This is a genomic window from Algoriphagus lacus, from assembly GCF_003583985.1.
Lineage (GTDB): Bacteria > Bacteroidota > Bacteroidia > Cytophagales > Cyclobacteriaceae > Algoriphagus > Algoriphagus lacus.
In genome coordinates, this window is record NZ_QXML01000007.1 from 223,826 (window position 1) to 247,697 (window position 23,872).

Annotated in this window: 24 protein-coding genes; 2 read left to right on the forward strand and 22 right to left on the reverse strand. The window is 44.3% G+C overall.

Annotation, left to right across the window (positions count from 1 at the left end; all coding sequences use genetic code 11):
- Position 1: 1 nt before the first annotated feature.
- The 10 genes from D0X99_RS14995 to D0X99_RS15045 all read right to left on the reverse strand — a co-directional run bounded on the left by D0X99_RS14995 (position 2) and on the right by D0X99_RS15045 (position 9,533).
- Positions 2 to 1,189 (reverse strand): epoxide hydrolase family protein, encoded by a 1,188-nt coding sequence (locus D0X99_RS14995; RefSeq protein WP_119478650.1) that lies wholly within the window; start codon positions 1,187 to 1,189, stop codon positions 2 to 4.
- A 73-nt stretch (positions 1,190 to 1,262) separates the two neighbouring features.
- On the reverse strand, positions 1,263 to 1,805 hold the full coding sequence (locus tag D0X99_RS15000; protein WP_119478651.1) for a Crp/Fnr family transcriptional regulator: 543 nt from the start codon (positions 1,803 to 1,805) through the stop codon (positions 1,263 to 1,265).
- A 586-nt stretch (positions 1,806 to 2,391) separates the two neighbouring features.
- The gene (locus D0X99_RS15005) at positions 2,392 to 2,895 is read right to left on the reverse strand and encodes a DoxX family membrane protein (RefSeq protein WP_119478652.1); all 504 of its coding nucleotides are present in this window, start codon (positions 2,893 to 2,895) and stop codon (positions 2,392 to 2,394) included.
- 82 nt (positions 2,896 to 2,977) lie between these two features.
- On the reverse strand, positions 2,978 to 3,415 hold the full coding sequence (locus tag D0X99_RS15010; protein WP_119478653.1) for a VOC family protein: 438 nt from the start codon (positions 3,413 to 3,415) through the stop codon (positions 2,978 to 2,980).
- Positions 3,416 to 3,783: 368 nt separating this feature from the next.
- Positions 3,784 to 5,901 (reverse strand): PQQ-dependent dehydrogenase, methanol/ethanol family, encoded by a 2,118-nt coding sequence (locus tag D0X99_RS15015; protein WP_199708108.1) that lies wholly within the window; start codon positions 5,899 to 5,901, stop codon positions 3,784 to 3,786.
- A gap of 496 nt (positions 5,902 to 6,397) precedes the next feature.
- Complete coding sequence (locus D0X99_RS15025) at positions 6,398 to 6,946, reverse strand: dihydrofolate reductase family protein (protein ID WP_119478656.1); 549 nt, start codon at positions 6,944 to 6,946, stop codon at positions 6,398 to 6,400.
- 181 nt (positions 6,947 to 7,127) lie between these two features.
- Positions 7,128 to 7,688, reverse strand: coding sequence for a phosphoribosylglycinamide formyltransferase (gene purN / locus D0X99_RS15030; RefSeq protein WP_119478657.1), 561 nt, complete (start codon positions 7,686 to 7,688; stop codon positions 7,128 to 7,130).
- A gap of 139 nt (positions 7,689 to 7,827) precedes the next feature.
- Positions 7,828 to 8,259, reverse strand: coding sequence for a VOC family protein (locus D0X99_RS15035; RefSeq protein WP_119478658.1), 432 nt, complete (start codon positions 8,257 to 8,259; stop codon positions 7,828 to 7,830).
- A 21-nt stretch (positions 8,260 to 8,280) separates the two neighbouring features.
- Positions 8,281 to 8,934 carry a hypothetical protein gene (locus D0X99_RS15040; protein ID WP_119478659.1) on the reverse strand — a complete coding sequence of 218 codons (654 nt, stop codon included), beginning with the start codon at positions 8,932 to 8,934 and terminating at the stop codon, positions 8,281 to 8,283.
- Positions 8,931 to 9,533 (reverse strand): hypothetical protein, encoded by a 603-nt coding sequence (locus tag D0X99_RS15045; protein WP_119478660.1) that lies wholly within the window; start codon positions 9,531 to 9,533, stop codon positions 8,931 to 8,933. The genes D0X99_RS15040 and D0X99_RS15045 overlap by 4 nt, the downstream gene beginning before the upstream one ends.
- A gap of 154 nt (positions 9,534 to 9,687) precedes the next feature.
- Between D0X99_RS15045 and D0X99_RS15050 the strand changes: the two genes are divergently transcribed.
- Positions 9,688 to 10,227, forward strand: a complete 540-nt coding sequence (locus D0X99_RS15050) for a hypothetical protein (RefSeq protein WP_119478661.1) — start codon at positions 9,688 to 9,690, stop codon at positions 10,225 to 10,227.
- A gap of 72 nt (positions 10,228 to 10,299) precedes the next feature.
- Here D0X99_RS15050 and D0X99_RS15055 read toward each other — a convergent pair whose 3' ends face one another.
- Positions 10,300 to 11,397, reverse strand: a complete 1,098-nt coding sequence (locus D0X99_RS15055) for an outer membrane beta-barrel protein (protein WP_233553731.1) — start codon at positions 11,395 to 11,397, stop codon at positions 10,300 to 10,302.
- A gap of 83 nt (positions 11,398 to 11,480) precedes the next feature.
- Positions 11,481 to 12,773, reverse strand: coding sequence for a M20/M25/M40 family metallo-hydrolase (locus tag D0X99_RS15060; RefSeq protein WP_119478662.1), 1,293 nt, complete (start codon positions 12,771 to 12,773; stop codon positions 11,481 to 11,483).
- A 137-nt stretch (positions 12,774 to 12,910) separates the two neighbouring features.
- On the opposite strand from D0X99_RS15060, the gene D0X99_RS15065 reads away from it, so the two are divergent.
- Complete coding sequence (locus D0X99_RS15065; protein ID WP_119478663.1) at positions 12,911 to 13,639, forward strand: class I SAM-dependent methyltransferase; 729 nt, start codon at positions 12,911 to 12,913, stop codon at positions 13,637 to 13,639.
- A gap of 77 nt (positions 13,640 to 13,716) precedes the next feature.
- Here the strand turns inward: D0X99_RS15065 and D0X99_RS15070 are convergent, their stop codons facing one another.
- The 10 genes from D0X99_RS15070 to D0X99_RS15115 form a co-directional block, all read right to left on the reverse strand.
- Positions 13,717 to 14,790 (reverse strand): alkaline phosphatase, encoded by a 1,074-nt coding sequence (locus D0X99_RS15070; RefSeq protein WP_119478664.1) that lies wholly within the window; start codon positions 14,788 to 14,790, stop codon positions 13,717 to 13,719.
- A 215-nt stretch (positions 14,791 to 15,005) separates the two neighbouring features.
- Complete coding sequence (locus tag D0X99_RS15075) at positions 15,006 to 15,221, reverse strand: hypothetical protein (protein WP_119478665.1); 216 nt, start codon at positions 15,219 to 15,221, stop codon at positions 15,006 to 15,008.
- The gene (locus D0X99_RS15080) at positions 15,218 to 15,613 is read right to left on the reverse strand and encodes a hypothetical protein (RefSeq protein WP_119478666.1); all 396 of its coding nucleotides are present in this window, start codon (positions 15,611 to 15,613) and stop codon (positions 15,218 to 15,220) included. The genes D0X99_RS15075 and D0X99_RS15080 overlap by 4 nt, the downstream gene beginning before the upstream one ends.
- Positions 15,614 to 15,709: 96 nt before the next feature.
- Positions 15,710 to 16,198 (reverse strand): heme-binding domain-containing protein, encoded by a 489-nt coding sequence (locus D0X99_RS15085; protein WP_119478667.1) that lies wholly within the window; start codon positions 16,196 to 16,198, stop codon positions 15,710 to 15,712.
- Positions 16,198 to 16,590, reverse strand: a complete 393-nt coding sequence (locus D0X99_RS15090) for a heme-binding domain-containing protein (protein WP_119478668.1) — start codon at positions 16,588 to 16,590, stop codon at positions 16,198 to 16,200. Before D0X99_RS15090 ends, D0X99_RS15085 begins: the two co-directional genes overlap by 1 nt.
- Positions 16,591 to 16,924: 334 nt before the next feature.
- Positions 16,925 to 17,728, reverse strand: a complete 804-nt coding sequence (locus D0X99_RS15095; protein WP_119478669.1) for a M90 family metallopeptidase — start codon at positions 17,726 to 17,728, stop codon at positions 16,925 to 16,927.
- 97 nt (positions 17,729 to 17,825) lie between these two features.
- On the reverse strand, positions 17,826 to 18,767 hold the full coding sequence (locus tag D0X99_RS15100; protein ID WP_119478670.1) for an alpha/beta hydrolase: 942 nt from the start codon (positions 18,765 to 18,767) through the stop codon (positions 17,826 to 17,828).
- A gap of 146 nt (positions 18,768 to 18,913) precedes the next feature.
- A complete protein-coding gene (locus D0X99_RS15105; RefSeq protein ID WP_119478671.1) occupies positions 18,914 to 22,066 on the reverse strand; it encodes a PVC-type heme-binding CxxCH protein in 3,153 nt (1,050 codons plus the stop codon).
- Positions 22,067 to 22,109: 43 nt separating this feature from the next.
- Positions 22,110 to 22,781, reverse strand: coding sequence for a 3-keto-disaccharide hydrolase (locus tag D0X99_RS15110; RefSeq protein WP_119478672.1), 672 nt, complete (start codon positions 22,779 to 22,781; stop codon positions 22,110 to 22,112).
- A 322-nt stretch (positions 22,782 to 23,103) separates the two neighbouring features.
- A complete protein-coding gene (locus D0X99_RS15115; protein ID WP_119478673.1) occupies positions 23,104 to 23,520 on the reverse strand; it encodes a hypothetical protein in 417 nt (138 codons plus the stop codon).
- Positions 23,521 to 23,872: the final 352 nt, after the last annotated feature.

Sequence of the window (23,872 nt, forward strand, 5' to 3'; positions counted from 1 at the left end):
ACTAAACGTTGTGCTGATCGAAAACTTCCCTGAGGTCTTTCACCAATAAGTCAGGAACCTCCATGGCAGGAAAATGCCCTCCTTTTTCATGAAACCTGTACCAGTCTGGTTCTCCTGTGAGTGATAAAAGTTTATTAAAAAGCGATTTATCCGCACTCTTACCAAACACGGTCATAGCAGATCGAACCCTTGGTGGCGTCCATTGACTTGATTCCTTCGCTCCACTGTCTGTTCCCCAGTTAAAGGCCATGCTCATGTTTTCATACAACACTTCTGCACTGGATGCTCCAGTTTTATTAAACCAGTACAAAGAAACGTTCGTCAACATCTGATCGATATTCATGGCCTGATCTGGCAATTCTATATCTTCATCCGTCCATTCTTTATATTTTTCAATCATCCATGCCAGTTGTCCTACTGGGCTGTCTGAAAGTGAATATGCAATTGTTTGTGGTCTTGTTGATTGTATTTCAAGATAGGCGGTACCATACTTTTTATAATCTTTCATGCGTTCCAGTCGTGGTTTTTCAGCCTCGGATAAAAATGAAGAATCTGACGGAAACATGCCCAGTCCAGCCAATGAGTAGAAATCAGTATTCACATGGGTTCCGATAAGTTTGTGTGCAGCCAATGCCGACATGATACTCGTCACCCCGGCACCCATATCACCCCCATGAACGGCAAATTTGGCGTAGCCTAGTTGCTCCATTAGGGTGCTGAAGGCTGCGGCAATTCGAAACATATTCCATCCCTTCTCTTTAACAGGGGTGGAAAAACCAAATCCTGGAATAGATGGGATAACTAAATGAAATGAGCTGACTCCATTCTCTTTGCCTGCCTGCGGATTGGTAAGTGGTTCAATTACGTTTACGAAATCCGCGAAGGAACCCGGCCAACCATGAATCAACATAAGCGGAGTAGCATTGGGATTGTCAGACTTTACATGAAGGAAATGGATGTTCTGGCCATCTATTTCAGTTATAAACTGAGGATACTGATTTAACAAGGTCTCTTGTTTTCTCCAGTCAAATTTGTTTATCCAATAATCTACCAGACTTTTCAAATAATCTGTCGGAGGGCCTTTTTTCCATCCCTCGTTGATCATTTCACCTGGCCAACGAGTGTTAAGCAGTCTTTCATTCAGATCCTTGATCTCGGAATTAGGAATTTGAATTTTAAATTGTTTCATACTTTTTGGTTTTGTTTTAAAACAAAACTGGCTTGTAATGCCCCCTTAAAGCGATAACAATTGTTAAGAAACGCTACTTTCTATTTCTGATCCTGCTTAACGACACGGACGTAATCCCTAGAAATGATGCTATATAATGTTGCGGTATTCGTTGCAGGATGTGGGGACTTTGCTCGAGTAACTCTTTATACCTTTCCTCAGGGCTGTTTTTTATTCTCGAGAGAAACAATTTTTGATAATAAAGCAATCGCTGAAAGGTCTGTTCTTCAAGTTCTTGTTTGATAAGCGGGGAACTCTCAATAATTAGTGCATGGTCTTTTTTATTCAGCGTATGAACAATGCAAGGCTCAATCGTTTCAATCGAAAATAAGCTTGGTTGATTGCTTCTAAAACTCTCGGCCGATGAGACCCCTTCACCTTCAAAGAAAAATTGAAATGTGATGTCCTTTCCATCCTTATTAAAAGACAACCTGATACATCCCTTTTCTATGTAGAACATTCTTTCGGAGACCATACCCTCCCGTAACAATAGTGTTCGGGCAGCAATCTCTTCATGTTTAAAGAAATGCCGATACTTTTCCCATTCGACATTCAGTAGTTCACGTTCATTTACCATGGGCTGAATCCTTTATCATGAGCAATTGGTGTCTAATTTATTTAGTAATGGATTGTACTCAGAGGCGATTTGGCTCTTCCCATTCATAGCTTTGGTTTCGCTGTCGGTTTTATTGACTTTGGGGTGTTCCAAATGCACAGGACTTTTGCAGGAAAATCTTTTTAAAAACGCGAAGGGTTGGCAGTATTATTTTAGTCTGGCCCAGGTTTTTGTTTTTTCTGAGCCGAAGTTGGGTCGAAGCTGCTAGATTTTCCCCTTATGAAATCTTTGTTAATTGAGTCTCTGCCCTTACGTGAACAAATTGTTTGGGTCAATTACCGCCAACGAGTAGGGCTTTATGCAAGTTGGGAATTTGCATTCCCTCCGCCGATAACTACAGCTGATTGAAAATATAAAGTTGAATCTAAGAACTAAAGTTGAAAGTTGATTGTCCATCCCAAACCACAGCTTGGATTTGCAATCGGTTGATGTTTGCTGGTCATGCCCGACTTGCATTAAACCCAATGTTGTGCGCTCGATTTTTCACTTTGTGTTTATCAACTATTTTATCATGTGCTTATTATACGAAAAGTTACAATTGCTGCACCTAACAATATACCACAATATGTCCAAATTTTTTTCTTGAAAACTCAGTATTTTGGTCAATATATTCACCTGGATTATTTAGAATTATGAATTTTAATTTATTCCAGTCCCACAATAACAAGTATATATTTGTAAGAAGCATTAAAGATGTCATAGTCAAAAAAACAGGTCCCTGAAAGGCGGTAGTAAGAACAAAAATAGTAAGCATAATTGGGAAATACACTAAGGCGCCAAGTGTGCTAAAAATCTGAGACATAAGTAAAAGTCCTGCTATTAATTGTCCCCAGCCAATAAAATACCAAAAAAAACCTGAACGATACATAGCCTCTAATAGGTGAGACAATGAACCTATTGGTGAATTTTCACCTGAATAAGCTTCAAATCTTATTCCTTTTATTTTTAAAATACTCGCCCATACGAAGGCTATGCCAAGCAGATACCTAACAAAAATTGTAAATACTTGGAAGCTCTTAAATAATTTCAGTCTAAATATAATCTTCTCCATTTTTCAATACATACAAGGTGAATTTAAGAATAACGAAAATCCCTTGTGATGCGGTTGGCTCTCTTGTCCTTTTAATTTCAGTTTATAAGTGGTCAATTGGTTCATGACCTATTGCGTTTTTGTCTTTATCCAGCGTTATAAATGAGTTCTGTGCAATTTCAATTATGTTTCCTTCAATGTCAGTGAAGTAAAAGAAAAGTCCGCCAAATGGCGGCTCTGTCGGCTTTTTCAAAATTTTTACTTTGTCTTTCAGTTGGTTATAAAGTTCTAAAACTTCTTCCTTGCTTTCGACATTGTAGCCAATTGTGACAGAACGAAAACCTTGTCCGTTATGGTCAACACCGATAAAGTCAGCAAGCATTTTTCTGTCACAGATACTCAATAAAAATCCATTGAGTTTATAAAATACAATGTCTTTGTTCTCGGCTACTGTCGTCCAACCTAAAACTTCTCCATAGAAGTTTTTCATTGCGTTGAGGTCGGTAGCTCCAATTGTCAATACACTAATTCTTTGTTCCATTTTGCTACCTTATCCGGTTTCTGATTTTATGTTGGTCATCGCCTTTAAGCTACCGTATAACGGTTTATGGCTTTGCGATGGTGGGCAATCGAAGAACAATTGTTCAGTTTTGTACAAATGCTCAATAGAATTACTGATATGGAAGTTTGCACATCATCCGCCATATTGCCAAACCGTCTGGTGGCAGTATTTAGGCATCATCTAAGTGTCTTTTTTTTATCTCAGTTTATTTTTTTGAAGTCCACATGTTATCCCTTCCCAACGAATCTCACCCAATAAAAACAGATATATAAATCAAATGATGGAGCTTCATTTTAAACTGCTGACCAAGAGTAAGAACTTTTAATTGATTTATTTCTCCTCCAAGCTCAATGCGACCCATTGGAATTAGATTTAGGAATGCCAGCCCTTGCCTGTTGCCGGATATAGTGCATAAGAGCGGTAAGTTGTTCATCGGTCATTTCCGGAAAAGCAGGCATGCCCATACTGACTTTAGCACCATCGCGTACTACCGCGTTAAAGCTTGCCTTTTCTAGGGGAATAGGCGATGCCCGTAAATCAGGGGCCATGCCATTCGCTATACCCCCTTTACCGTGACATCCCGCACAAGCGCTGTATTCGTTTACACCCTTCTGGGCTAAATTATTATCCAGAATAAAATTGGAACCCTCGATAAGAGTTGGTGAATGTCGCGGCGGTAGCTTGGGCATGTCTGCAACCCCCTCAAGGGAAAATACAACTAGTCGTCTTGTATGCACACCGTATCCCCAACCCATATTCATACCTCCCGTTCCAGCTAAAGCACCTCCCCAACCCACCAACAGTGCTATATACTGGCGGCCGTTAACCGAATAGGTTATGGGCGGCGCCGATATGCCTAGGCCTGTGTCAAAAGACCAAAGCTCGTCACCTGTATTGGCATCAAAAGCTAAGAATTTGCCATCGGCCCTTCCCTGGAAAACCAAATTGCCTGCGGTTGTCAAGGTACCGGCATTCCATAAATCATTTTGAGGAACGGACCAAACCGGTTTCTTTTTTATAGGATCCCAGGCCAACAATGAACTTAGGTATTCCCGGGGTTGTTTTTTCGAAACAGATGTGTTGACTCCTGTCCCTCGTTGGAATGCTTTGTTTTGCCAATTAGCTACATCAATACCATCATCTGAATAGGTCATTGAAAAATGCATAACAGGAAAATATACTAAGCCTGTATTTGGATTAAACGACATGGATTGCCAACTATGTCCACCCAAGGGTGATGGCGTTATTTCCGCCTGGCCATTTTCATAACGTGCCCCGGGTACTTCAACTGGTCGCCCGGTAGCAAGATCAACATGCGAAGCCCAAGACGTTTCAACAAAGGGATCGGCAGAAATCAGTTTTCCTGTTTCACGGTTGATGACATAAAAGAAACCGTTCTTCGGTGCGTGAAGGATTGTCTTCACCATTTTGCCATCAATTTTCAGATCGGCCAGCACAATGTCCATGTTGGAATTGTAATCCCAGCTTTCTCCAGGTGTGGTTTGGTAATGCCATAAATATTTTCCGTCATCCGGATCAAGTGCCACAATCGAACTGAGAAAAAGATTATCGCCCCCACCGGGGCTTCTTATCTTTCTATTCCAGGGAGAGCCATTTCCTGTGCCGATGTAGAGCACATCCAAATCGGCATCATAGGTGAACCCATGCCAGGCGTTGCCGCCACCTCCATGCTTCCACCATTCCCCCGTCCAGGTTTTGGCGGCCATCTCCATCGCTTCATTCTCAAAACCATCGGCCGGGTTTCCGGGCACGATATAAAAGCGCCAGGCCTGTTTACCGGTCTCGGCATCGTAAGCGGTAACATATCCACGTGATGGGCCATATTCGGTTCCTCCATTGCCAATCAAGATTTTGTCTTTAAAAGCTTTGGGAGCGCCTGTGATATACAATGACTCAGTTGGGGCAAATGTTTGGGCACTCCAGATTTCCTTTCCAGTCTTTGCATCTAAGGCAATCAGCCTTCCATCCCAGGTGGCCGCATAAATTTTCCCTTTGTAAAAACTGATGCCCCGGTTATGTACCCATCCTATTTGACGCTTGCCGGCAACGTGTTTGGCTACTTCTGGGTCATATTCCCAAATCAATTTACCGGAAGTGGCATCCACGGCTTTTACTATGTTCATTGTGCCACAGAAATAAAGCACACCATCAATTACCAACGGAGTGGAAACCAGGCCGCGATCGTTGGGCAAGTCAATGTACCAATCCACTTTAAGGTTAGCCACGTTGTTTTCGTTGATGTCTTTCATTGGGCTAAACCGTCTTTCATTATGTGTTCGTCCGTAGGCCAGCCAGTTTTCTGTTTGTGATTCATCTGCTATGGCTGCATCATCAGCCTGCAGGGCGTCTTTTGGTTGCTGACACGAAGCAATAAGCATAACATACAGAATCCAGGAAAATATCTTCCAGGTATGTGAGGTGGTTGATAGGGTCGTTTCTTTCATAATATTGCTTCGTTTAATACTTTGGAATGGCCAGAATGTCGCTATCAAGCCCAATCACTGTCAACGACCTGTGTATGCAACTTATCGGGTGTTAGGAGAGCTTGCTAAAGCCGCCGGGACAATTCCGACAGCTCTGCGCTATCTCCCTTGTTGGTGTTTAAATCCAAGTTATAAATATATTTCAAGAGTGAGTGCCCGGCATCTTGCATATACCGTATTGTGCGAAGCGCCGATCTATCAGCATTCCTTAAAGTCATTCCATGATTTATAGAGAGTCTTGAAGCTGTTCGTGTTTTGTATTCAGGTTTGACCAGCTCCTTCAGCTGATGATCAAAGGGAAATTCCAACAGGACCAAAGGCTTGTTACGGAATTCTCCGTTTTTGACAAAAATGGTTTTCATGCTACCCGAAAAATCAAATTGAAAAATGGGAAATAACCCTAGCGCTTGGATTTTGTAAGGAGTTCTGCCTGCCAAAAAAGCTTAAAACCCGTCAATTAGCTCCCGGCTCGTTGCCTTACAAAATGATTTTGGACGACTTTATCGAAGAAGAGGGTGGTCCTTTTGCATTCAAAAACAAGGGGATTGGTCAAGGGACCAAACAAAGGAATACCAGATCCCAAGAGTACAGGAATCACCGTCACGGTGAGTTCATCGATCAAATCTGCCTGCAGAAAACTCTGAATGGTTTTGCCTCCGTCGATGTACAGCTTATAGTATCCTTTTCCGTTGATAGTTTCCAGGATTTCTGACAGTTCCCCACGAACCAATTCGGCTTTTCCGAGGGCCTTTTCCGGAAGCTCGGTTAGGGAATTACTCAGGACAAACACCGGCTTTTGGTAAGGCCAGTCCATGTCAAATCCACAGACTGTCTCAAGGGTATTTCTTCCCATGACTAGTGCATCGATGTCTTCGGTAAAGGCTGCATAGCCCGTATCAACCTGATTGATCTCAGGAAAGGTGTCCAGCCAGCCTATGCCTCCCTGGGCATCTGCAATAAATCCATCCAGACTGGTGGCGATGAATACGCGGTTGCTGTTTTGCATCTTGCTTCGGATTGATTTTTTCTCCTTTTCAAACTTCCGTCTACAATATTTACGATTTACGATTTTAGATTTACGAGGCTCCGACCTCCTTCTCGTCACTTTCGTCTTCCGTCAAACTAAATCTGACATCCGACATCCGACATCTGACATCTGATATCCGACATCCGACATCCCAAATCCCTCATCCCAGCAAACTCTCAATCACTTCCGGAAAATACCGATGCTCGAGCGCATGCACTTTTTGGGCGATGGTGTCCGGGGTGTCTTCCGGGGTTACGGGAGTAGCTGCCTGGAAGATGATTTTTCCCTCATCGTAGTGTTCATTGACCAAGTGGATGGTGATACCGGTTTCGGTGTCGCCGGATGCTTTCACGGCTTCATGGACATGGACACCGTACATTCCTTTTCCTCCATACTTGGGCAAAAGGGCGGGATGGATATTGACCATATGATCCGAAAAAGCACGGATCAATTCGTCAGGAATCTTTAGTAAAAAACCAGCCAAAATCACCCAATCGATCTTTTCTTCCTGAAGTTTAGCCAACAGTACGCCTGCATCCATTTCTTTGCGGGAAAAGGTGAAAGTCGGTACACCAAATTTCTTCGCACGCTCGAGGACAAATGCATCGGCTTTATTGGACCCCACGAGCCCCACTTGGGCTTTTGAAGAGCCTTGAAAGTGCTCCATGATTTTTTCGGCATTGCTGCCGCTGCCGGAGGCGAGTATGGCTAATCTGATCATCAGGCGTGAGTTGTTTGAGAGTGCAAATTAGAGGATGGGAATACTCCAATCAAAACAGGACTTGTAATTTCGGATTTCAAATTTCGGATCTCGGATTGGAGTTTGGGTCCCAAATCCGAAATCCGAGATCCGAAATCGCTTATTCTTCTCCCGGTTTCAGATCGTAATTGACCATCCAGCCGATCCCGAATTTGTCCTCAAAACTTCCGAAATACGCCCCCCAGAAGGTTTTTTGGTAGTCCATCTCGATTTTTCCACCGGCAGACAGGCCCTTAAAAATGCGGTCTCCATCTTCTTTGCTGTCAGCATTGATGGAGATGTAATTGTGGTTGCCTTTGATCCAGACATGGCCCATGCTGGGGCTGGTGTCACTGGCCATGATTTTTACCGAGTCACTTATTTTTAAAGAGATGTGCATGACCCGGGATTTTTCTTCTTCGGGAAGTTCCATGCCTGGGATTTCTCCGAAAAAGCTGATGCCTCCCTCGAATTCACCGCCGAGAATGGACTTGTAAAACAGCATAGCTTCTTCAGCGGTGCCGTCAAAGTTGAGATAAGGATAGATGTTCATAGCGCTTGGGGTTTTGGGTTACTATAAGGAAGCCGCTTTGTATTTCTTGGAATAAAATGAAATCAGCGGTGAGATCAACAGCGTAGGTATAAGCCAAAGAACCCAAACCGGCAACCAATCGGGAAGTTCTCTCAAATTGACTACCAAAAAGGCTGTAGCAGAAGCTATAAAACCACCACCTAATCGCTGTAAATGCTTTCGGACATAGGCTTTTTTATCATGGCTGTGTTTGGAAGCACTGCGAATATCCTGTACAGCCATCAACAAACCGATCGAAGCAAAAACGATGTAAACGATCCCGAAATTATTTCCTCCCATCACTCCGGCAATTCCCAGATAGATCAAGGCCAGTCCGGCGAGTACCATTCCAAACTGTAGGAATCGGTCTATGGAATGAATGGATCTGGAGCTTTTGGTGAAAATCGCTCGGGCACCCGTTCCCACGAGGTAAATCGTAAATACCCCAACCATGAACAAAAAGGTGTTCGGGTGAAGAATTGCCATGACCTGAGCTGTCACGCCAGAGAGCAGCATTCCAAAAATGAACAGCTTGCCCAGGTTCGCATGGGTTTTGGTTCCCTTTTTCAGGATGAAAACCAAAATTCCACACAATAATCCAATGGAACCTCCTACAATGTGGAGCAGGAGTAAGAGGTTGAAAAATTTTTCACTCATAGTTGGTTGGAAAAGGTGGCTTGGCTAAGGTAATATCGATCCACCCGAAATGACAAAATTCCGAGCACGACCCCTATCCCGGCTAAAACAAAAGCAAGGGTCAGCTGCTCATAGGAAACTGAAATGGATAGCAGGTTCAGGCTCAATCCCACCAACCAAACTCCATGACCTGTCCATGTCCGCTTGACTTTGGTGCGATTGGAGGTCTTTGGGAATGACTCATTTACCAAGGGGCTGAAATAGTCCCGAAACTGCCACAACAGAAAGCCATTCATCGCTAGTAAAACAGCCAGGACATAGGGAGTTCCCTGCCAGTTTTGGGAAATGGTGACCATCAGGATATTCAGAATCATGGGTACAAGCATAATGCCACCAAGGAGTTTGAACCGCGAAGTCATCAGCATAAATCCGATGGTAATCTGAGCGATGGCGATGAATTCGGCATAGAGGCCGAGGTCGTATTCTGCAAGTTTTTCGACCAGCCATTGAGGTCCAATCCAACCGATAAAGTGATGACCTTCATAGAGCTTGACCATCCCTGCACCCCAAAAGGTAAAGCCAAGGAATGCGGAGATGGATTGAATGAAAAAGTTTTTCATGGGCAAGAGTTGGTTTTTATTTTCTGTTGGAAAAGGTAGAATTCCAGTTAATTATAAAAAATTATTTCTGTCTAATTCCTTTAAATCTTCCGGGAGATGAAGGATTGCGCACTTTCTTTTAATTTCCGGTTTCCAACTCAATCTGTTACAAACCATGTCAGCAAGTGAACTAGGCGTAGGCAGCCGCATTGGCCATCCCAAATTTGGCTCAGGAGTCATCGTGGCGGTGGATGCCACGTATTACAAAATTTATTTTTCCGCCTCGGAGGAAGTCAAAACTCTGGCAAGAGATTACGAGGGATATACAGTGGAGGAAGCCAAGGTGCCGGACTTTCCGATGCTGACCATGAAGGATGTGGAGCGGGCGATCCGCGAGGCCTTGATGGCTACCTCGGAGCGGGCGCCGCTGATTCCCTTGGGTGGTAAGTGGATGGGAGGGACGTTGGTCATTGAGCCTTCAGACCGCAGCCTTCAGACTAAGGAAATTCCGATTGAGACCTTTTTTCACAAAATCGTGATGGTTCGCGAAAAGCTTCGGGTACTCGAACAAAACATCAACAACCATCCCAAACTGGATGACGAGGATAGGGTCAACCTTCAGCAATACATCACCCGCTGCTATGGTTCTCTGACAACTTTCAACGTGCTCTTTGCCTACAAGGAGGATCAGTTTAAGGGAAGTGGGAAGGATTGAGTTTATCTCAAGAATTCAGACCGATGATTGGTTTTTGAGGTGTGCTCGCGCTGGGATTTTTCAAGGAAAAGTCTAGAACCAAACCGTAAAGTTGGTGGTCAACATGCTGCTGTTGCTGACGCTTTGGCCATTTCGGAGATAGACTTCCTGGTCTGAGAAAAACACCCTTCCTTCAGTTCGAAACATGAAATTTTCCGCGATGCGATAGTTGATCCCCAGGGAACTGCCGTAAGAACTGAAACCAACTACTGAAGTGATCGGGACGATCTGAACACTGCGATCGTCTTCGAAATACTCGATTCGGGACACCAGTGATAACTTTTTCGTCAGACTGTATTGGGCAATCAGATTGGCGTTCCACCACGTGGCATTTCCGGAAGATTGCTCCTGACTGCCGATATAGAAGGAACCGGTCATTGCCCAGCGGTCTTTGCTGTAGATAAAAAAGGCATCTGTAAAATACCTCCATCCTACAAATCCGGGCTCCGACGCACTACTTTCCTTCCCGGAGTAGGTATTCCAGTTGATCAGCCAATAGTTATTGGGACGAAATTCGACTTGGGTGGCAATTGCCTTGTTGGAGTTTTGGTCTTTGATCTGTTGCCAGCCGTTGAGGAGATACAGATAAAGATTTAGCTTTGGCGAAGCCGGCAAGGTGACTTTTGCACCTGCGAGGTAATAGGGGACATATTCGGGGGCAAAAGACCTCGTGTAGGCTAAATGGTCTTTGGAGATTGCGCTTTCGTTGGTAAACGGGGAGCCGAAAACACCGAAATCCAGCCAGATATTCTTTTTTGAAAAGACCTTAATTCCTGCACTTGCTTCGACGATGTTTTTCAAAGTGCCTTCTTCGGAGGCGTAGTTTTGGTTCATATAGGTACCAAAGCCCGGAACAAACCTAGCACGAAGTCTGGAGGAGTTGTATTTGATATCCAGGTAGGCCAGGTTGATATTTACTTCGTTGTGCCGGTGCATTGATACAAAATAAGGCCTGTTTCCATCCGCCGGCCGATTGAAGTCGTAAGAGAAATAGGTGTCGATGTAGCCTCCAATGCTGACTTTTCCTTGGTAATTCAAGGCGGTGGAGTCCATCACGGCCGTGTTAATGATCTGGCAATTGGCCGACAAGATTACCGTAAGGAAGAGTGCTGCGAGTAAAAATGGCTTCATGGTATCACACTTGAAATAGGCCTATTGACGGTTGGGAACAGTTCTTTCCGATTCCATTTCTCCAAAATAACACTTGAATTGATTTATTGGCTTATTCCAGCCTCTGCCACCAACGTTAGGAAAGCCAGTTTGATGGCGTCGGTTCCCTGGTCATCAATCCACCATTCGTCGAGGGCATGGGAGTTGTCACTTTTCCCACCCCAACCCAAAGTCACCGCAGGAATTCCTTTGGAAATTGGCCAGTTCGCATTTCCGGACATGATAAAAAGGCTAGGGGTGATGCCAAAGGACTGGATTGCAGCCATTGACCGCTGAACCAAGGAAGATTCTTCTGGAGTAATACCGGAAGGTCTGAATCCGATTTGATCCACCTGCATGGACAGGGCAGGGCTGGTCTTTCGGTTGTTGTTGTATTCAGTCAGGCCTTTTTGCAGGGAAGCCTTGAAAATCGAATCCATGGTAGTCAGGCTTTCATCGTCCTCCGAACGCATATCCACTTCCATCCAAGATTCGAAGGGAATGGAATTAACGGAAGTGCCTCCTCCGATTTTTCCGACATTGAAACTGGTTTTTGTTTTGGCGACTGCAGAAAACTGAGCAGCAGCATCGGAGAAATAATTGATCATTTTGCCGAGGGCATGGTGGGGATTAACCAAGCCAAAATCCCCCCAGGAATGTCCACCAGGTCCTGAAACGGTCACTTTGTAGCGGATAGAGCCGGTTCCCTGATTGGAAATTCCGCCCACTCCATCGGAGTCGATGGAAATCCAGGAATCGATTTTGATCGCACTTTTATCAAACAGGTACTTCACTCCGCGCAAGTCTCCATTCCCTTCCTCGCCTACCGTGGCGACAAAAAGGACATCATCTTTTGTTTGAATTTGGGCTTTTTCCATAGCTCTCAGTACAGTCAGCACAACCATCAGTCCACGGGTGTTGTCGCCGATGCCTGGGGCGAAAAGGGTATCGCCTTTTTGTTTGACCCTGACATCTGTGCCCTCAGGAAATACTGTATCCAAGTGACCGTCAATGGCTACAATTCGGCCTCCCACTGTTCCTTTTCGGAGAGCAAGGACATTCCCGATGCTGTCCATCCAGACTTTGACCCCACCGGCTTCTTCCAGCATTTGCTTATACTTCAGGCCTCTTGTTCCTTCCATAAATGGAGGTGCCGGGATTTCCGTAAGCTGGATTAATTCCTCGGTCGTCTGGGGATTCAACCGGTCGATCTCTGCAAAAGCAGCTTTGACCGCATTGTTTTTGGCGATGGCAGCGACTTCAGTCAGGTACTTTTCTTGAGCTCCTGGCTTTTTTGCCTGGGCAAACACAGAAATGCTGAGGGTAAGAAAGGATGCCGTAAACAGGAAGTATTTCATGAAGATTTGATTTTGAGGAACTGAGCAGAAGGTGATATCGGATCAGATCTTAAAGCTACCAATTTCTTGAAGTGGATGAAGAACTTGGTATTTTTAAACACCACCCAATCTAATGGGTTTACTCAAAAAATGACCCGATGAAGCAAGTCCCATTTTACTGTTTGATGATCCTGAGTTTGTGTTTGGTTTTTTCCTGCCAAGCTCAGACCAAATCCAAATCCACAGATTCTCCCTATACCTTCAAAAACCCCAGTTATGACGGCATCGGGAAGGTTTACATGGGCAGGGAGATTTCCTTTGTCATGGGATTTGAGGGTAGGGACTGGCTGGAGCGACAGGAGCGTGAACAGGAGGAAAGTATTGCGCTTGCTTTGGAAAATCTGCCCATCACGGCTCAAAGCGTAGTGGCTGACATTGGTGCAGGCTCCGGGTATTACACCTTTCGAATTGCTCCCAAAGTGCCCCAAGGAAAAGTTTATGCCGTGGAAATTCAGGATGAAGCGATTCGGTACCTTCAAAACCGCAGCAAGGAATTGGGCTTTGACAATGTAATGACAGTCAAAGGATCTGAAGCTTCTCCAAATTTGCCTGAAAACTCGGTGGACTTAGCGATTATGGTGGATGTGTACCACGAACTGGAATACCCTCAGGAAATGCTGGCCGAAATCAGGAAGTCCCTGAAATCTGACGGGAAAATCTTACTCATCGAATACCGGGGCGAAGACCCTGAAGTGGCTATCAAACCGCTTCATAAAATGACCGTTCGCCAAGCCAAAAAGGAACTCGAAGCAAATGGCTTTAAGCTGGTGCAAAACGGGCAGTTTATGAGCATACAGCACTTTTTGGTTTTTGAGAAAGCGGATTAATGGATCTGCCTCCAATGGCACGGAGGTTAGTGGTTTGAAATAATCAATCTTCCCAACCTCTATGCTTCGATAACTCGCTACTGTTTAAATCTGAAAGCACTCATCATTTTGTGGAAGATTTCATTGTTTTCGTAGATCCCTGCAAATTTCTCCGCACCGGGGCCGTATGCAAAAACCGGAATCATCACTCCTGTGTGGCTGCCGGTGGTAAACTTGCCTTCGACCACACCTTTTTCTGAGTTACCTCCATTAATGGTGAATCCGCCTGTTTCATGATCGGCGGTAATGATGACCAGGGTGTTACCATCCTTGGCTGCAAAGTCCAGCACCTTCCCGATGGCATGATCAAAATCGATCATTTCCTCCACGATGTATTGGGTATTATTTCCGTGGCCTCCCCAGTCGATCTGTGAGCCTTCGATCATCAGGAACATTCCTTTTTTATTGGTATGGAGCAGGTTTAGCGCGACTTCAGTGGACTTCACCAGTTCATCTCCCCTACCGGCGGAAAACCGGGCCTGTTGCTCATCTGCGAGGAAAGCTGCAAGCTTTCCACTTTTGACCTGCTGCACTTCCGAGATGGAGTTGGCGATCTGATAGTTTCTGTTTTTCAGGGAATCCACCAAGTTCAACCCGTCAGATCGGTTGGCGAAAAACTTTCTCCCACCGCCGATAAAAACGTCGATGTCGGTATTCAGGAAGTCCAGTGCAATATTTTCATCCAACGCGCGGGAAGGCTGATGGGAGATAAAGCTGGCCGGGGTGGCATGCGTGATGGAACAGGTAGCAACCATTCCGGTCGCCAGGCCTTTTTCCTCCGCTATCTCCAGAATGGTGGGAACAGGTTGCTTGTTGGCATCTACTCCGATGGCCCCATTGTAGGTTTTTACCCCGCAGGCGAAAGCCGTAGCCCCAGCTGCTGAGTCCGTCACAAAGGCATTGCTTGCCTGGTTTTTATGGAAACCTACTACAGGCATCCGTTCGAGATTCAAATGGCCATAGTTGCCGATCATGCCAGCGTAGATTTGAGCCACACCCATGCCGTCACCTACCATCAGGATGATGTTTTTGGGGTGTTTCGCTTTTTTCTGAGCCCAGGAAGGGCCAAAGCATAAAAACAGGGCGAGGATTAGCAGTGATCTTTTGTGCATGGGGGATTAAGATTTGGCGTTTTTCAGGTGCAAAATAGAGCTCAAAGTTGTAAAGGATACAGATCGGACTGATTCATAACCGATTCTTGATCTTAAGGAAATCTGTCTACTAGTCTACCTGATTTTTGGGAAAAATAGCCACCGTTTAAATAATCAATGACCAATTTCCAATCCTCAGGCTGGAGGTTCCTTGAACATTGAGTTTGATCATTGCCTTAGGGCTTTTGACCCAGTTGTCTTTTCCATTTTTTCAACCTCCATATCTGGATCAAAAAGATCAATCCTGTACCAATAATCAACAAAGGGTAAAGAATAATGAATAGGATGAAATTGACCTCGTAATAGGACAGGTTGAAAATATTGGCCAGGTTGATGACAAAGTCAGTGCAATAATTGTACACCAAATAGGCGATCTCGAGGAAGGTACTCATGATTTTTTCAGTTGGTTTATCTCATCCTGAATGTTGAGCGACTTGATAAACAATGTGTAGATCAAGAGTGGGAAGAAAAGTACCAGGAGGAAAATATTGGCCAATCCGTAATTTCCGAACCCCTGCAAACCGGCAATCATCCCGAAGTACAGCGGATCGGTAAACTGAAAATAGCCGGAGTCAAATTTCACATGATGGGTTTTGCAATAGCCGGTATCATTGTGACAGGCCCAGGAGCATTTTTCTTCGATTTTCACCCCTGGATTAATGGTTGCTAATCCATAGTTCTTATGGTAATTTTCATTTTCCTGCTTTCTGGAGAACTCATTGACCAGGACCATCAGCAGGAGGGGAAAGAATAGGATAAGTAGGTTTCGGAGGAATCTGGGCATGGTTATTCAAATCGAAACTGATTTACAATTCATAAAAAAAGGTGCAGTTGCCTACACCCTTTATAAGTTTGTCAATGAAGGTTTGAACGGTATCCTTTACTCAATTTCCTCCTCGGTGCCTTCCTCTTCTTCCACCACGACATCCATGGTAGCCTCGGCCCATTCCACAATCAGCTGACGCTGGGCATCATCCAATTTGGCAGAAGAGTGGATGACAGTGTAGATTCCCAAAGGCATTTCGCCTTCTTTGACTTCAATGGCAATGTCATCCAGTTTCTCCAGCTGTTCCATCATGTCATAATCTTGCCAGGTGGAAAAATTAAGCTCTTCACGCGCTTCTCGGACGTCCTTGGAAACCAGCCAGGAAACCGGAGCCACATTGGAATACCATGGGTATTGGGTTTCGTTGCTGTGACAGTCGTAGCAGGAAGTTTTAAGGATTCCTGAGATTTCCTCGCTGACGATTCCGCTGCCGATGAGGTCACCGGGATTGTTGGACTCCACAGCTGGCAATTCATTTGGGACGAACTGGACGGCGATGCCAATCACTGCAATCCCACCCACCAGGTATTGCCAGACTTTCATTACTTGGATTTCTTTTTACCGGCACTCCACTCCATCAAGGTCGCCAATTCGGCTTCGGTCAATTTGCCTTCCGGCTTGTTTTCCAGGAATTTGGCAGGAGGCATGGTGCCTTCAGTCAAGGCTTCGGAGATTTTACCCATAGAAGCCATTGCCTTGGATTTTTTTGCAGCTTCCAAAGCATCCCAATCCAGCTTGGCCTTTCCTTTTTCATTTTTGGAGTTGGCATTGTGACAACCGTAGCATTTTTGCTGAACTATTGCCTTCACGTCTGCAGGTAAGGCAGGCGCTTCAGGGTGAAGTGCAAGCATTGTGTCAGCTTCCGGTTTTGGATTGGCTTGGAGAAAAAGGAGGCCTACGATCGCGGCCACAGGAAGTAGTGATAATTTTTTCATAGGAATAGGGTTGGGTTAAAAATGAAATTTCTGTAAGTTTTTCGATTTAGCCAATAGAATTTGGTCAATTCAATACATCAATATACTGATCATCCGTGTTTTGGTTGCATTGCCATATCTTCTCAATGGGGGTAGAATAGATGAAACCACCGACTTTGCCCTATGAATACCTTTCTTTTCTCGACCAAACACGGGAAAAAAATGATTGAAAATGGTTGCTTTTGGTCTGGAGGTTGGCAAAAAATCCTGATTCCCCGTTCGAACAGGATTGAACGGAGATTTTATTTAGCCCTGAATTCGGAAAGTTAAAGTGCAAAAGAATTTCCTTTTCCAATCAATCATTCATCCGTTTGGCCAAATCAGTCTTGAAAACAGAAGACAGGGCTTCATAAAGCTCGGGATGTTTCTTTTGGAGTAATCTTGGTCGTTCGAAAAAATACTCCCCAACAATGGCCAAAAACTCTTCTTTGTTCAAAGCCCCATAGGAATTAAGGTCACTTTTTCCGGAAAGGATTTCATCTGTTTTGGACTTGATGAGGTGGAGCCAGGGCAATACTGCCTGATATTCCATAAAGACTGCCGGAATGCCATCAAGATTCCCATCCTGCTTGTCAAAGAGGTGGATGAATTCATGGATGCCTACATTTTGCTTGTCCGTCCGATTGTCAAAGCCCATCCAAAGTGCCGGTTTGGAAAAAATCACCACATGGTCTATGGCTCCTCCCGTTCCCACCAATCCTGAAATTCCCCGATTGTGGCCTTTGAACTCAAACTCTTCCGAAAAGAAGTCCGGATACAAAAGCACCTCCATGAGGTCGGAGTATTCCCATTCCGGAAAAGCGAATATCGGAATCACTGCGCTGCTTGCTACCAATAAGCGATCCTCGTCTTTCACGTCCAACCCAATTCCCGTGATTCGAACCCGTTTAAAAAAATACTGGATGTCTGCTTCGAATCGGAGTTTTTCGGAGGGCGAAAGCGCTTTATAGAAATTGACTTTCTCCAGCAAAAAGCTACGCCATTCTTCCGGAAAAGCCGGTGGTACTGCATAAACATTCTTATTTCTAAAAGACCGATAAATCGCCCAGGCGATCAGGCTAAGCAAAGCAGCGGAGAAGAGAAGGGTAAAGATATTCAAGGGCTGGTTTTACTAATATCCTTTATTTTTTTATTGGGATTTGTCCATTCCAGTTCAAGTAAAAGCACCTGTCCAGAAACTTCAAGAGGAGGGTGTTTTAATTTCCTTGCTTGGCAGTAAGAAATTTATTCACATCCAGCCAGTGGATAAAAGCATCAAACCAACGGTTGCTCGTGCGGTTGGGATTGCCGAGACCGAAGCCATGGCCTCCGTTTTGGTAGAGGTGAAACTCGACTGGCCGGCCTGCCTTGTGCCAGGATTCGATCACGCCAAACTGTCCCTGAAACAGAAAATCGTCAGTTGCTATCACATTAAACATCGGAGGGGCATCAGCAGGAACTTCCACCGGTCCCATACCTCCATAGATCGGCCCAATAAAGGCCAGTTTCATTGTTTTGGAATTCAGTGTGGAATGCATGGTGAGACCTGCACCGGCGGAAAAACCGATCATCCCGATTCGGGAAGTATCCACTCCCCATTCTTTGGCGCGGTTGACGATCATGGCATAGGCTGCTTCAGCGTCTTCTAACTGATTGGAAAGGTCGCGCTGTGGAGGACGGGGTGCAGGAGTAGCTGCACCGGAAGCATTGGCGGATGGGGCAGGTGCCGTTCGGGGTCGGTTCATCCAGGCTGTAAAGTCTTCCAGCGAAGGAGGCGTAGGATTCAATCGGTATTTGAGGACGAAGGCAGCTATACCCTGCTTTGCAAGTGCTTCGGCCACTTCCCAGCCTTCATTTCCCATCGACAGCCAGCTGAAGCCACCTCCCGGTGCCACGATCACTGCCGCGCCATTTGCTTTTCCGGGTTCGGGAAGAAATGGCGTCAAAGTAGCCGTGGAGATGTTTCGTGCCATAGGGTCACCCCATTGGCGAAACCAAGTTTCGGGTGCAGGTTGATTATCCACTCCGCCTGTTCCGAGTAAGATCGCGTTGGGTTCAGCGGGGTTTTCAAGTGGATAGATGGTGCCATCCTGGCCCAAAGCTTGAACAGAAAAAGCCAAAAAAAAGGCGAGAGCGCCCGATTTGATAAGGTAGGACATGGGTTTAGGTTTTTGGGTTTGACAGGAGTAAGATATTGGTTTTGTGAGATAAGGTCAGGTTTTTTTATTTGAATATTTCGGATGACTAATTCCCCTTACTTCAAGCAACGACAAGCTCATTTTGATAAAAAGTGGCGAGTAAATTTTTATTTTAAGGTGCTGATATATGCAAATAAATCGGCTACTTCTTGTTCGGTAAGGTTGTCCATCAATCCGTAATTCATGAAAGAACGCCCGCCGATAAAGCCTTGACCTTTAATATCCTCCGCTGCAATAAATACTTTGCTTCCCCCCATAAAGCCCAGGGTAGTGCCCGACTCCTCTCTTTTGATTAGATAGCCTTCGATATTTTGGAGATCTTTATTGGTAACCCTAAAAACCGCATAATTTGACTCCACCGCAGCATCCGGGTCCAGAATTGCGGTAAGGAGCGCATCAAGATCCCGATTGGCCGAACCATCCAAAGCAGGAGCAAAACTTTGCCCCTCATTTCCAACTTTATGGCACATTAAGCAAGTTTGGAAAAGGACTTTCCCATTCACTGCATTTCCTTTATTCTTGGCTATACTGTTTTTGTAGCTGATTAATTTTTCATTCAGTAATTTTTTCTCGGACTCTTCATATTCGTAAACAGAGGCTAAAATTTTGTTTCCAAGAGGGTCAGATGTATCGTAACTTTTAATTTGTTCGGCTGAAGATTTAGTAAAGGATGAAATTTCCAGCAAGTTTGAATCGAACAATTGTTTTACTATTTCTGAACCTTGTTTGGAGCCAGAGAATAATTTGACCAATTCCGTTTTTTCATAGGAATCCAATGTCGGGATCAACTTGATCAGTTCTTTTTTGCCTTCTGATGGATTTACTTTCGAAAAATGGTTTAATGCCAAAACCTGATTGCTAAAACTTATATCTCCATTTTGGTAGAGTTGAAGAAAGTAGTTTTGATTGGCAGGGAGGTCAACTTCCAAGGCTTTGATGACCAGATTTGTTGTTTTCTCTGAAGCATTTTTATCGACCAGTGAGCTCAATTGTTGTCCCGGATAGCGTATTTGAAATCTGCTGACAGCCTCTAATCCCAGGTTTTTGTCCGGCTCAGAATCCTGCTTCAACAGGTAGGCAATGGGTGTTTTCAATAAATCAGTCAGTAAATCGGATTGAATCAGGGCTTGGTTTTGGATGGCAAAACTGACATAATTGGATGCATGGTCAAGGTTGGAAAAATAGGGCTTGACCAATTGATAAATTTCTTTGTTGCCCAACATTTGGGAGACAATGATGAAATGGGTTTCATCCAATTCAGAAATCTTGGCCTTTGGCCAAAGGGTAAGAAACTGTTGTTCTTTTTCTTCTTTGTTTAAGGCTTGTATCGCCCAGATTTTATTGGTGACGGGGATTTTGGAAGCGGCTGGAGAATTTAAAAATGCATACAATTCGGAAGGGTAGTTTTCCAATGCTTTTCTGGCAAGATAGCGCTCAAATCTTCTTTCATAGGATCCACCCATCTGGTTTCCCGGTAATTCAGGTTTGCAGGCTAAAAGTAGTATCTCAATGGTTTCGGGAACCGCACTTCCAATTTCCGATAGGGTGCGAAGCACCTGAGATCTGATCAGAGCATTTGAATCTTCACTGCTTACCTTCAGTTTAATTGCCGCCTCAGCTGGACTTAATTTAAAAGTGACGAGAGACCGAATGGCTTCACGCCTTAAATTTTCCATGGGGTCTTGAATTAAGGCATTCATCAAGTTCTCATCATAATGATTGATCCCTTCAAGACTCCACAGTGCATGGATTCGCGTGATTTCATCCAGCGAAGTATTACCTGCCAGCTCGATTAATTGAGGTGATAGTTTTTTGGTTTCAGAAATTGGCCGATCAGATAGTTGTTGCCAGGCTGACCTTTTTGCCCAGAGTGAAGAAGATTGGAGATGTTCCACCAAGTCTTCGGTTTTCATCTTCCTGAAATCAGGAATCTCCCTTTCCTCTTGGCTTACATGCCTGATTCTCCAAATTCTTCCATGCGATTTGTCTCTATCCGGATGAGTTGTAGGAACCTCATTATGGGAGACAATCTTGTTATACCAATCCGCGATATACAGCGAGCCGTCTGGTCCGAATTCCATATTGACAGGGCGAAACCATGGATCAGTTGATACCAGCAGATCTTCAAGATGTTCCGAACTATAACTGCCATCAGAATTCCTTTTAATTTTTACAGAGTTTATGGTTCCAGTTATCGGATTGGCTAAAAAAGCCACATCTCTCCATTCTTCAGGGAAAGAACCCGAGGTGTCATCAGAAAAAGCCAATCCTGAGAGACCTGTACCACCCACCCTGAATTCATGAAAGGCTGGCAACCAAGGCTGATAGGAACGGATTTTTTCATTTCCTATTCCTGGAAAACTTGTTCCAGATTCCATGGGGACTACCGAATACCCCATATCATTTGCTTCAGTGCCATACCACTGTCCATTGTGGCGCAGTTGGTAACCCCAAATGTTGTTCAACCCTGAATTGACTATTTCCATTTTTGCTTCGGAAATTGAAAACCGAGCAATTTTGCTGTAGTCCATCCGTAATTTCATATCCCCTTGATAGGCGGTGACTTCTCCTTTGTTTAATGCGCCATGACTGAAGTGAATCCAATTTCCCGGAGCCCGAACCAGCGTATGTGCCATGGTATGGGTATCGGTAAAGCCAAACCCGGTAAAAAGGGGAGTTCTGGTGTCAGCTTTCCCATCTCCGTTGGAATCTTGCAGTAAGAAAAGTTCAGAGCCCTGAGCTACGAATGCGCCGTTTTTGTAAGGCAGAATACTTTGTGGTATGGTAAGTCCATCCGCCCAAACATCTACTTTCAGGGGGCTATCATTGAAGAGATTTGAAAGGACCAGGATTTTGTCATCTCCTTTACTTTCTCCCCGATAAAGTTTTGAAATTCTTTGAAACTCAGGATGGTTTTTTTGAGCCGCTGAATCATTCATGAGATTTAATAAATCCTGCCATTTGATATCCGCGATCGGATCGAGGGGATACATGGAGGCTGTTTGGGTCCACAATCTCCCGGATTCATCAAAAGTCAAATCAATCGGTTTGATAATCCCATCCCGCTCACTGGCAACCAGTTCTATGATAAATCCTTCAGGTAATTTGAAGCTTTTCAGCTGCTCTTCAGGAGTCAGGGCACCTTCCCCAGAGGAGGTGGTTGAAGTTTGATCCTGAAAGGACTGACGGGTTAAAAAAAATATGAATAATAAAATGGTGGAAAGGACCGCTGCCAGGATTAGGATTTTATTAGCCTTCATGTTAGTGGAAAGGGTATTGGATTGGTTTTTTAAAGAGAAAAATTCAATTCCCGTTCAGACGGGTAATCGTCAAATCCCGAAACTCAATTTTGGCATTTCCTCCACTGTGTAACTGTAGGCCGATCAATCCGCTTTTTGGAACATTGGGATCTTTTTCTTCATACTCAGCTGTCTTTACCCCATTGATAAAGATCTCGTGGAAGTTTCCTTTGCATCGGATCGTATAACTGTTCCATCCACTTTCTGATAGGATGTGTTTTAGGGTACTCAAGTCACCTCCCACCAGCTTGCCACGTCTGTGTTCGTCATAAATATCTCCCCAATAGCCATTTCCGATGTCTGCTTGATAGCCAACCATATTGTTGTTTACGACGGCAGAACGATACTGTATTCCACTATTGATCAGGCCTGTAGCCTCATCTCCTGTCAATCTGAAAAGGCATCTCAATTCAAAATCCTCATACACTTCCTCTGTGTATAGATAGGTGTTTTCGGGGATTTTACTTGTCCCATCTCCACCTATGATCAGACCGCTTTCAACTTTCCAAAGATCTTTGGTTGATACAGGGTGGACATTCCAACCCTCCAAGGAAATTCCGTTAAATATGGAAATGGTATTTTCGAAAGTTTGTCCCACAGCTGCTGCATGGCTGGAGAAAAATGCTGTAAAAAAGAACAAGTTGATACGGAGAAACTGCTTTACTGTGGACTTCATCCTGTTGTTTTTGAAAATGATGTAGCTTGATTCACTCTTTAATCTAGGAAGAACTTCCTAAAATCCATCCGTTTACCGCTTCTTTTGTGCCCTATTTTTATATGCGGTGAGCGAGCATTTTTTAAAAAATGCACCTTCTTTCTGTTTGCCTTTGGGAAGGTTTTTCAAGGAACCGATTTCCATGACCAAGCAGCACCTGAGTTTTCAGGAAACCTGTACGGGATCCGAAAGAATAGAAAAGCGGAGTTGTAAACTCTGCTTAGTTAATTGCTAATTCTACGCCCAGATGGGGTGGATTAATAAGTAGTTTTAATTGTCTTTTTTAAAGTGAGTCCAAAGGAATTTTTAGCTTGAATTTATAAATGTTCCCAGCCCTAAACGAACTGCAATCATAAGGTGAGCAATCCTTCCCGTTAACAAATTCATAGGTATCAGTGGCTACCTCTTTCAAAACGCTTATTGTAAATCGGGAATACTGTTCACTGAAAGGAACCAATAGACGAAATTTTCCTTGGCTATCCGTATCAAGGGTATCCTCTCTGATAATACCAGGAAGTGTAAGGAATGGAGCCTTCTCGTAAACACTGACTAATAAAGTGACGCCTGGAATTTCCCTGTCAGTCGCTGTGTCTACTACTTCTCCGGAGAATATAGTCGGATCCTCCGGTCCACAACTCTGAATCAGTAGTAAACAGAAAAGCTGCAAAGCTTTTTTGAGGAAATTATAATTCTGATTCATCTGAGTGTAGTAAAAAATTTGGTGGGATTTTGCTCTGCAAGGTCAAATCTCGGACTGGACTGAGTGTATGTTTAGTTTAAAGATATGAATTTTCTTACCCTACATTCCGGCCCAAGGCTAAAATAAACTGCTGGATTGTTTTTCGAAGCATTGTCCTACCCAAATATTCTAACCAATTTGTTATTGGGCTCATTTTTCTATTCGTTGTCCAAACTCTTGTGCAGAGCTTGGCGATTGAGCGTGGTTAGGGAGCTTATCGAAATATGTCGAAGCATCCGAATTCCCTTAAACACAACAATCACACCTTCCCCAAATACACCGAATCCGAAAGCAGGGATTTACCGGTTTTGAT

What these genes read in the sequence shown, in the direction of transcription:
- D0X99_RS15015 (WP_199708108.1), bottom strand. Translation starts at nt 5,901, where the DNA reads ATGAAAGAAACGACCCTATCAACCACCTCACATACCTGGAAGATATTT.
- D0X99_RS15025 (WP_119478656.1), bottom strand. Translation starts at nt 6,946, where the DNA reads ATGCAAAACAGCAACCGCGTATTCATCGCCACCAGTCTGGATGGATTT.
- D0X99_RS15050 (WP_119478661.1), top strand. Translation starts at nt 9,688, where the DNA reads ATGTCAGCAAGTGAACTAGGCGTAGGCAGCCGCATTGGCCATCCCAAA.
- purN (WP_119478657.1), bottom strand. Translation starts at nt 7,688, where the DNA reads ATGATCAGATTAGCCATACTCGCCTCCGGCAGCGGCAGCAATGCCGAA.
- D0X99_RS15085 (WP_119478667.1), bottom strand. Translation starts at nt 16,198, where the DNA reads ATGAAAGTCTGGCAATACCTGGTGGGTGGGATTGCAGTGATTGGCATC.
- D0X99_RS15055 (WP_233553731.1), bottom strand. Translation starts at nt 11,397, where the DNA reads ATGAAGCCATTTTTACTCGCAGCACTCTTCCTTACGGTAATCTTGTCG.
- D0X99_RS15070 (WP_119478664.1), bottom strand. Translation starts at nt 14,790, where the DNA reads ATGCACAAAAGATCACTGCTAATCCTCGCCCTGTTTTTATGCTTTGGC.
- D0X99_RS15045 (WP_119478660.1), bottom strand. Translation starts at nt 9,533, where the DNA reads ATGAAAAACTTTTTCATTCAATCCATCTCCGCATTCCTTGGCTTTACC.
- D0X99_RS15090 (WP_119478668.1), bottom strand. Translation starts at nt 16,590, where the DNA reads ATGAAAAAATTATCACTACTTCCTGTGGCCGCGATCGTAGGCCTCCTT.
- D0X99_RS15040 (WP_119478659.1), bottom strand. Translation starts at nt 8,934, where the DNA reads ATGAGTGAAAAATTTTTCAACCTCTTACTCCTGCTCCACATTGTAGGA.
- D0X99_RS15115 (WP_119478673.1), bottom strand. Translation starts at nt 23,520, where the DNA reads ATGAATCAGAATTATAATTTCCTCAAAAAAGCTTTGCAGCTTTTCTGT.
- D0X99_RS15005 (WP_119478652.1), bottom strand. Translation starts at nt 2,895, where the DNA reads ATGGAGAAGATTATATTTAGACTGAAATTATTTAAGAGCTTCCAAGTA.
- D0X99_RS15080 (WP_119478666.1), bottom strand. Translation starts at nt 15,613, where the DNA reads ATGCCCAGATTCCTCCGAAACCTACTTATCCTATTCTTTCCCCTCCTG.
- D0X99_RS14995 (WP_119478650.1), bottom strand. Translation starts at nt 1,189, where the DNA reads ATGAAACAATTTAAAATTCAAATTCCTAATTCCGAGATCAAGGATCTG.
- D0X99_RS15035 (WP_119478658.1), bottom strand. Translation starts at nt 8,259, where the DNA reads ATGAACATCTATCCTTATCTCAACTTTGACGGCACCGCTGAAGAAGCT.
- D0X99_RS15105 (WP_119478671.1), bottom strand. Translation starts at nt 22,066, where the DNA reads ATGAAGGCTAATAAAATCCTAATCCTGGCAGCGGTCCTTTCCACCATT.
- D0X99_RS15075 (WP_119478665.1), bottom strand. Translation starts at nt 15,221, where the DNA reads ATGAGTACCTTCCTCGAGATCGCCTATTTGGTGTACAATTATTGCACT.
- D0X99_RS15100 (WP_119478670.1), bottom strand. Translation starts at nt 18,767, where the DNA reads ATGTCCTACCTTATCAAATCGGGCGCTCTCGCCTTTTTTTTGGCTTTT.
- D0X99_RS15110 (WP_119478672.1), bottom strand. Translation starts at nt 22,781, where the DNA reads ATGAAGTCCACAGTAAAGCAGTTTCTCCGTATCAACTTGTTCTTTTTT.
- D0X99_RS15000 (WP_119478651.1), bottom strand. Translation starts at nt 1,805, where the DNA reads ATGGTAAATGAACGTGAACTACTGAATGTCGAATGGGAAAAGTATCGG.
- D0X99_RS15010 (WP_119478653.1), bottom strand. Translation starts at nt 3,415, where the DNA reads ATGGAACAAAGAATTAGTGTATTGACAATTGGAGCTACCGACCTCAAC.
- D0X99_RS15065 (WP_119478663.1), top strand. Translation starts at nt 12,911, where the DNA reads ATGAAGCAAGTCCCATTTTACTGTTTGATGATCCTGAGTTTGTGTTTG.
- D0X99_RS15060 (WP_119478662.1), bottom strand. Translation starts at nt 12,773, where the DNA reads ATGAAATACTTCCTGTTTACGGCATCCTTTCTTACCCTCAGCATTTCT.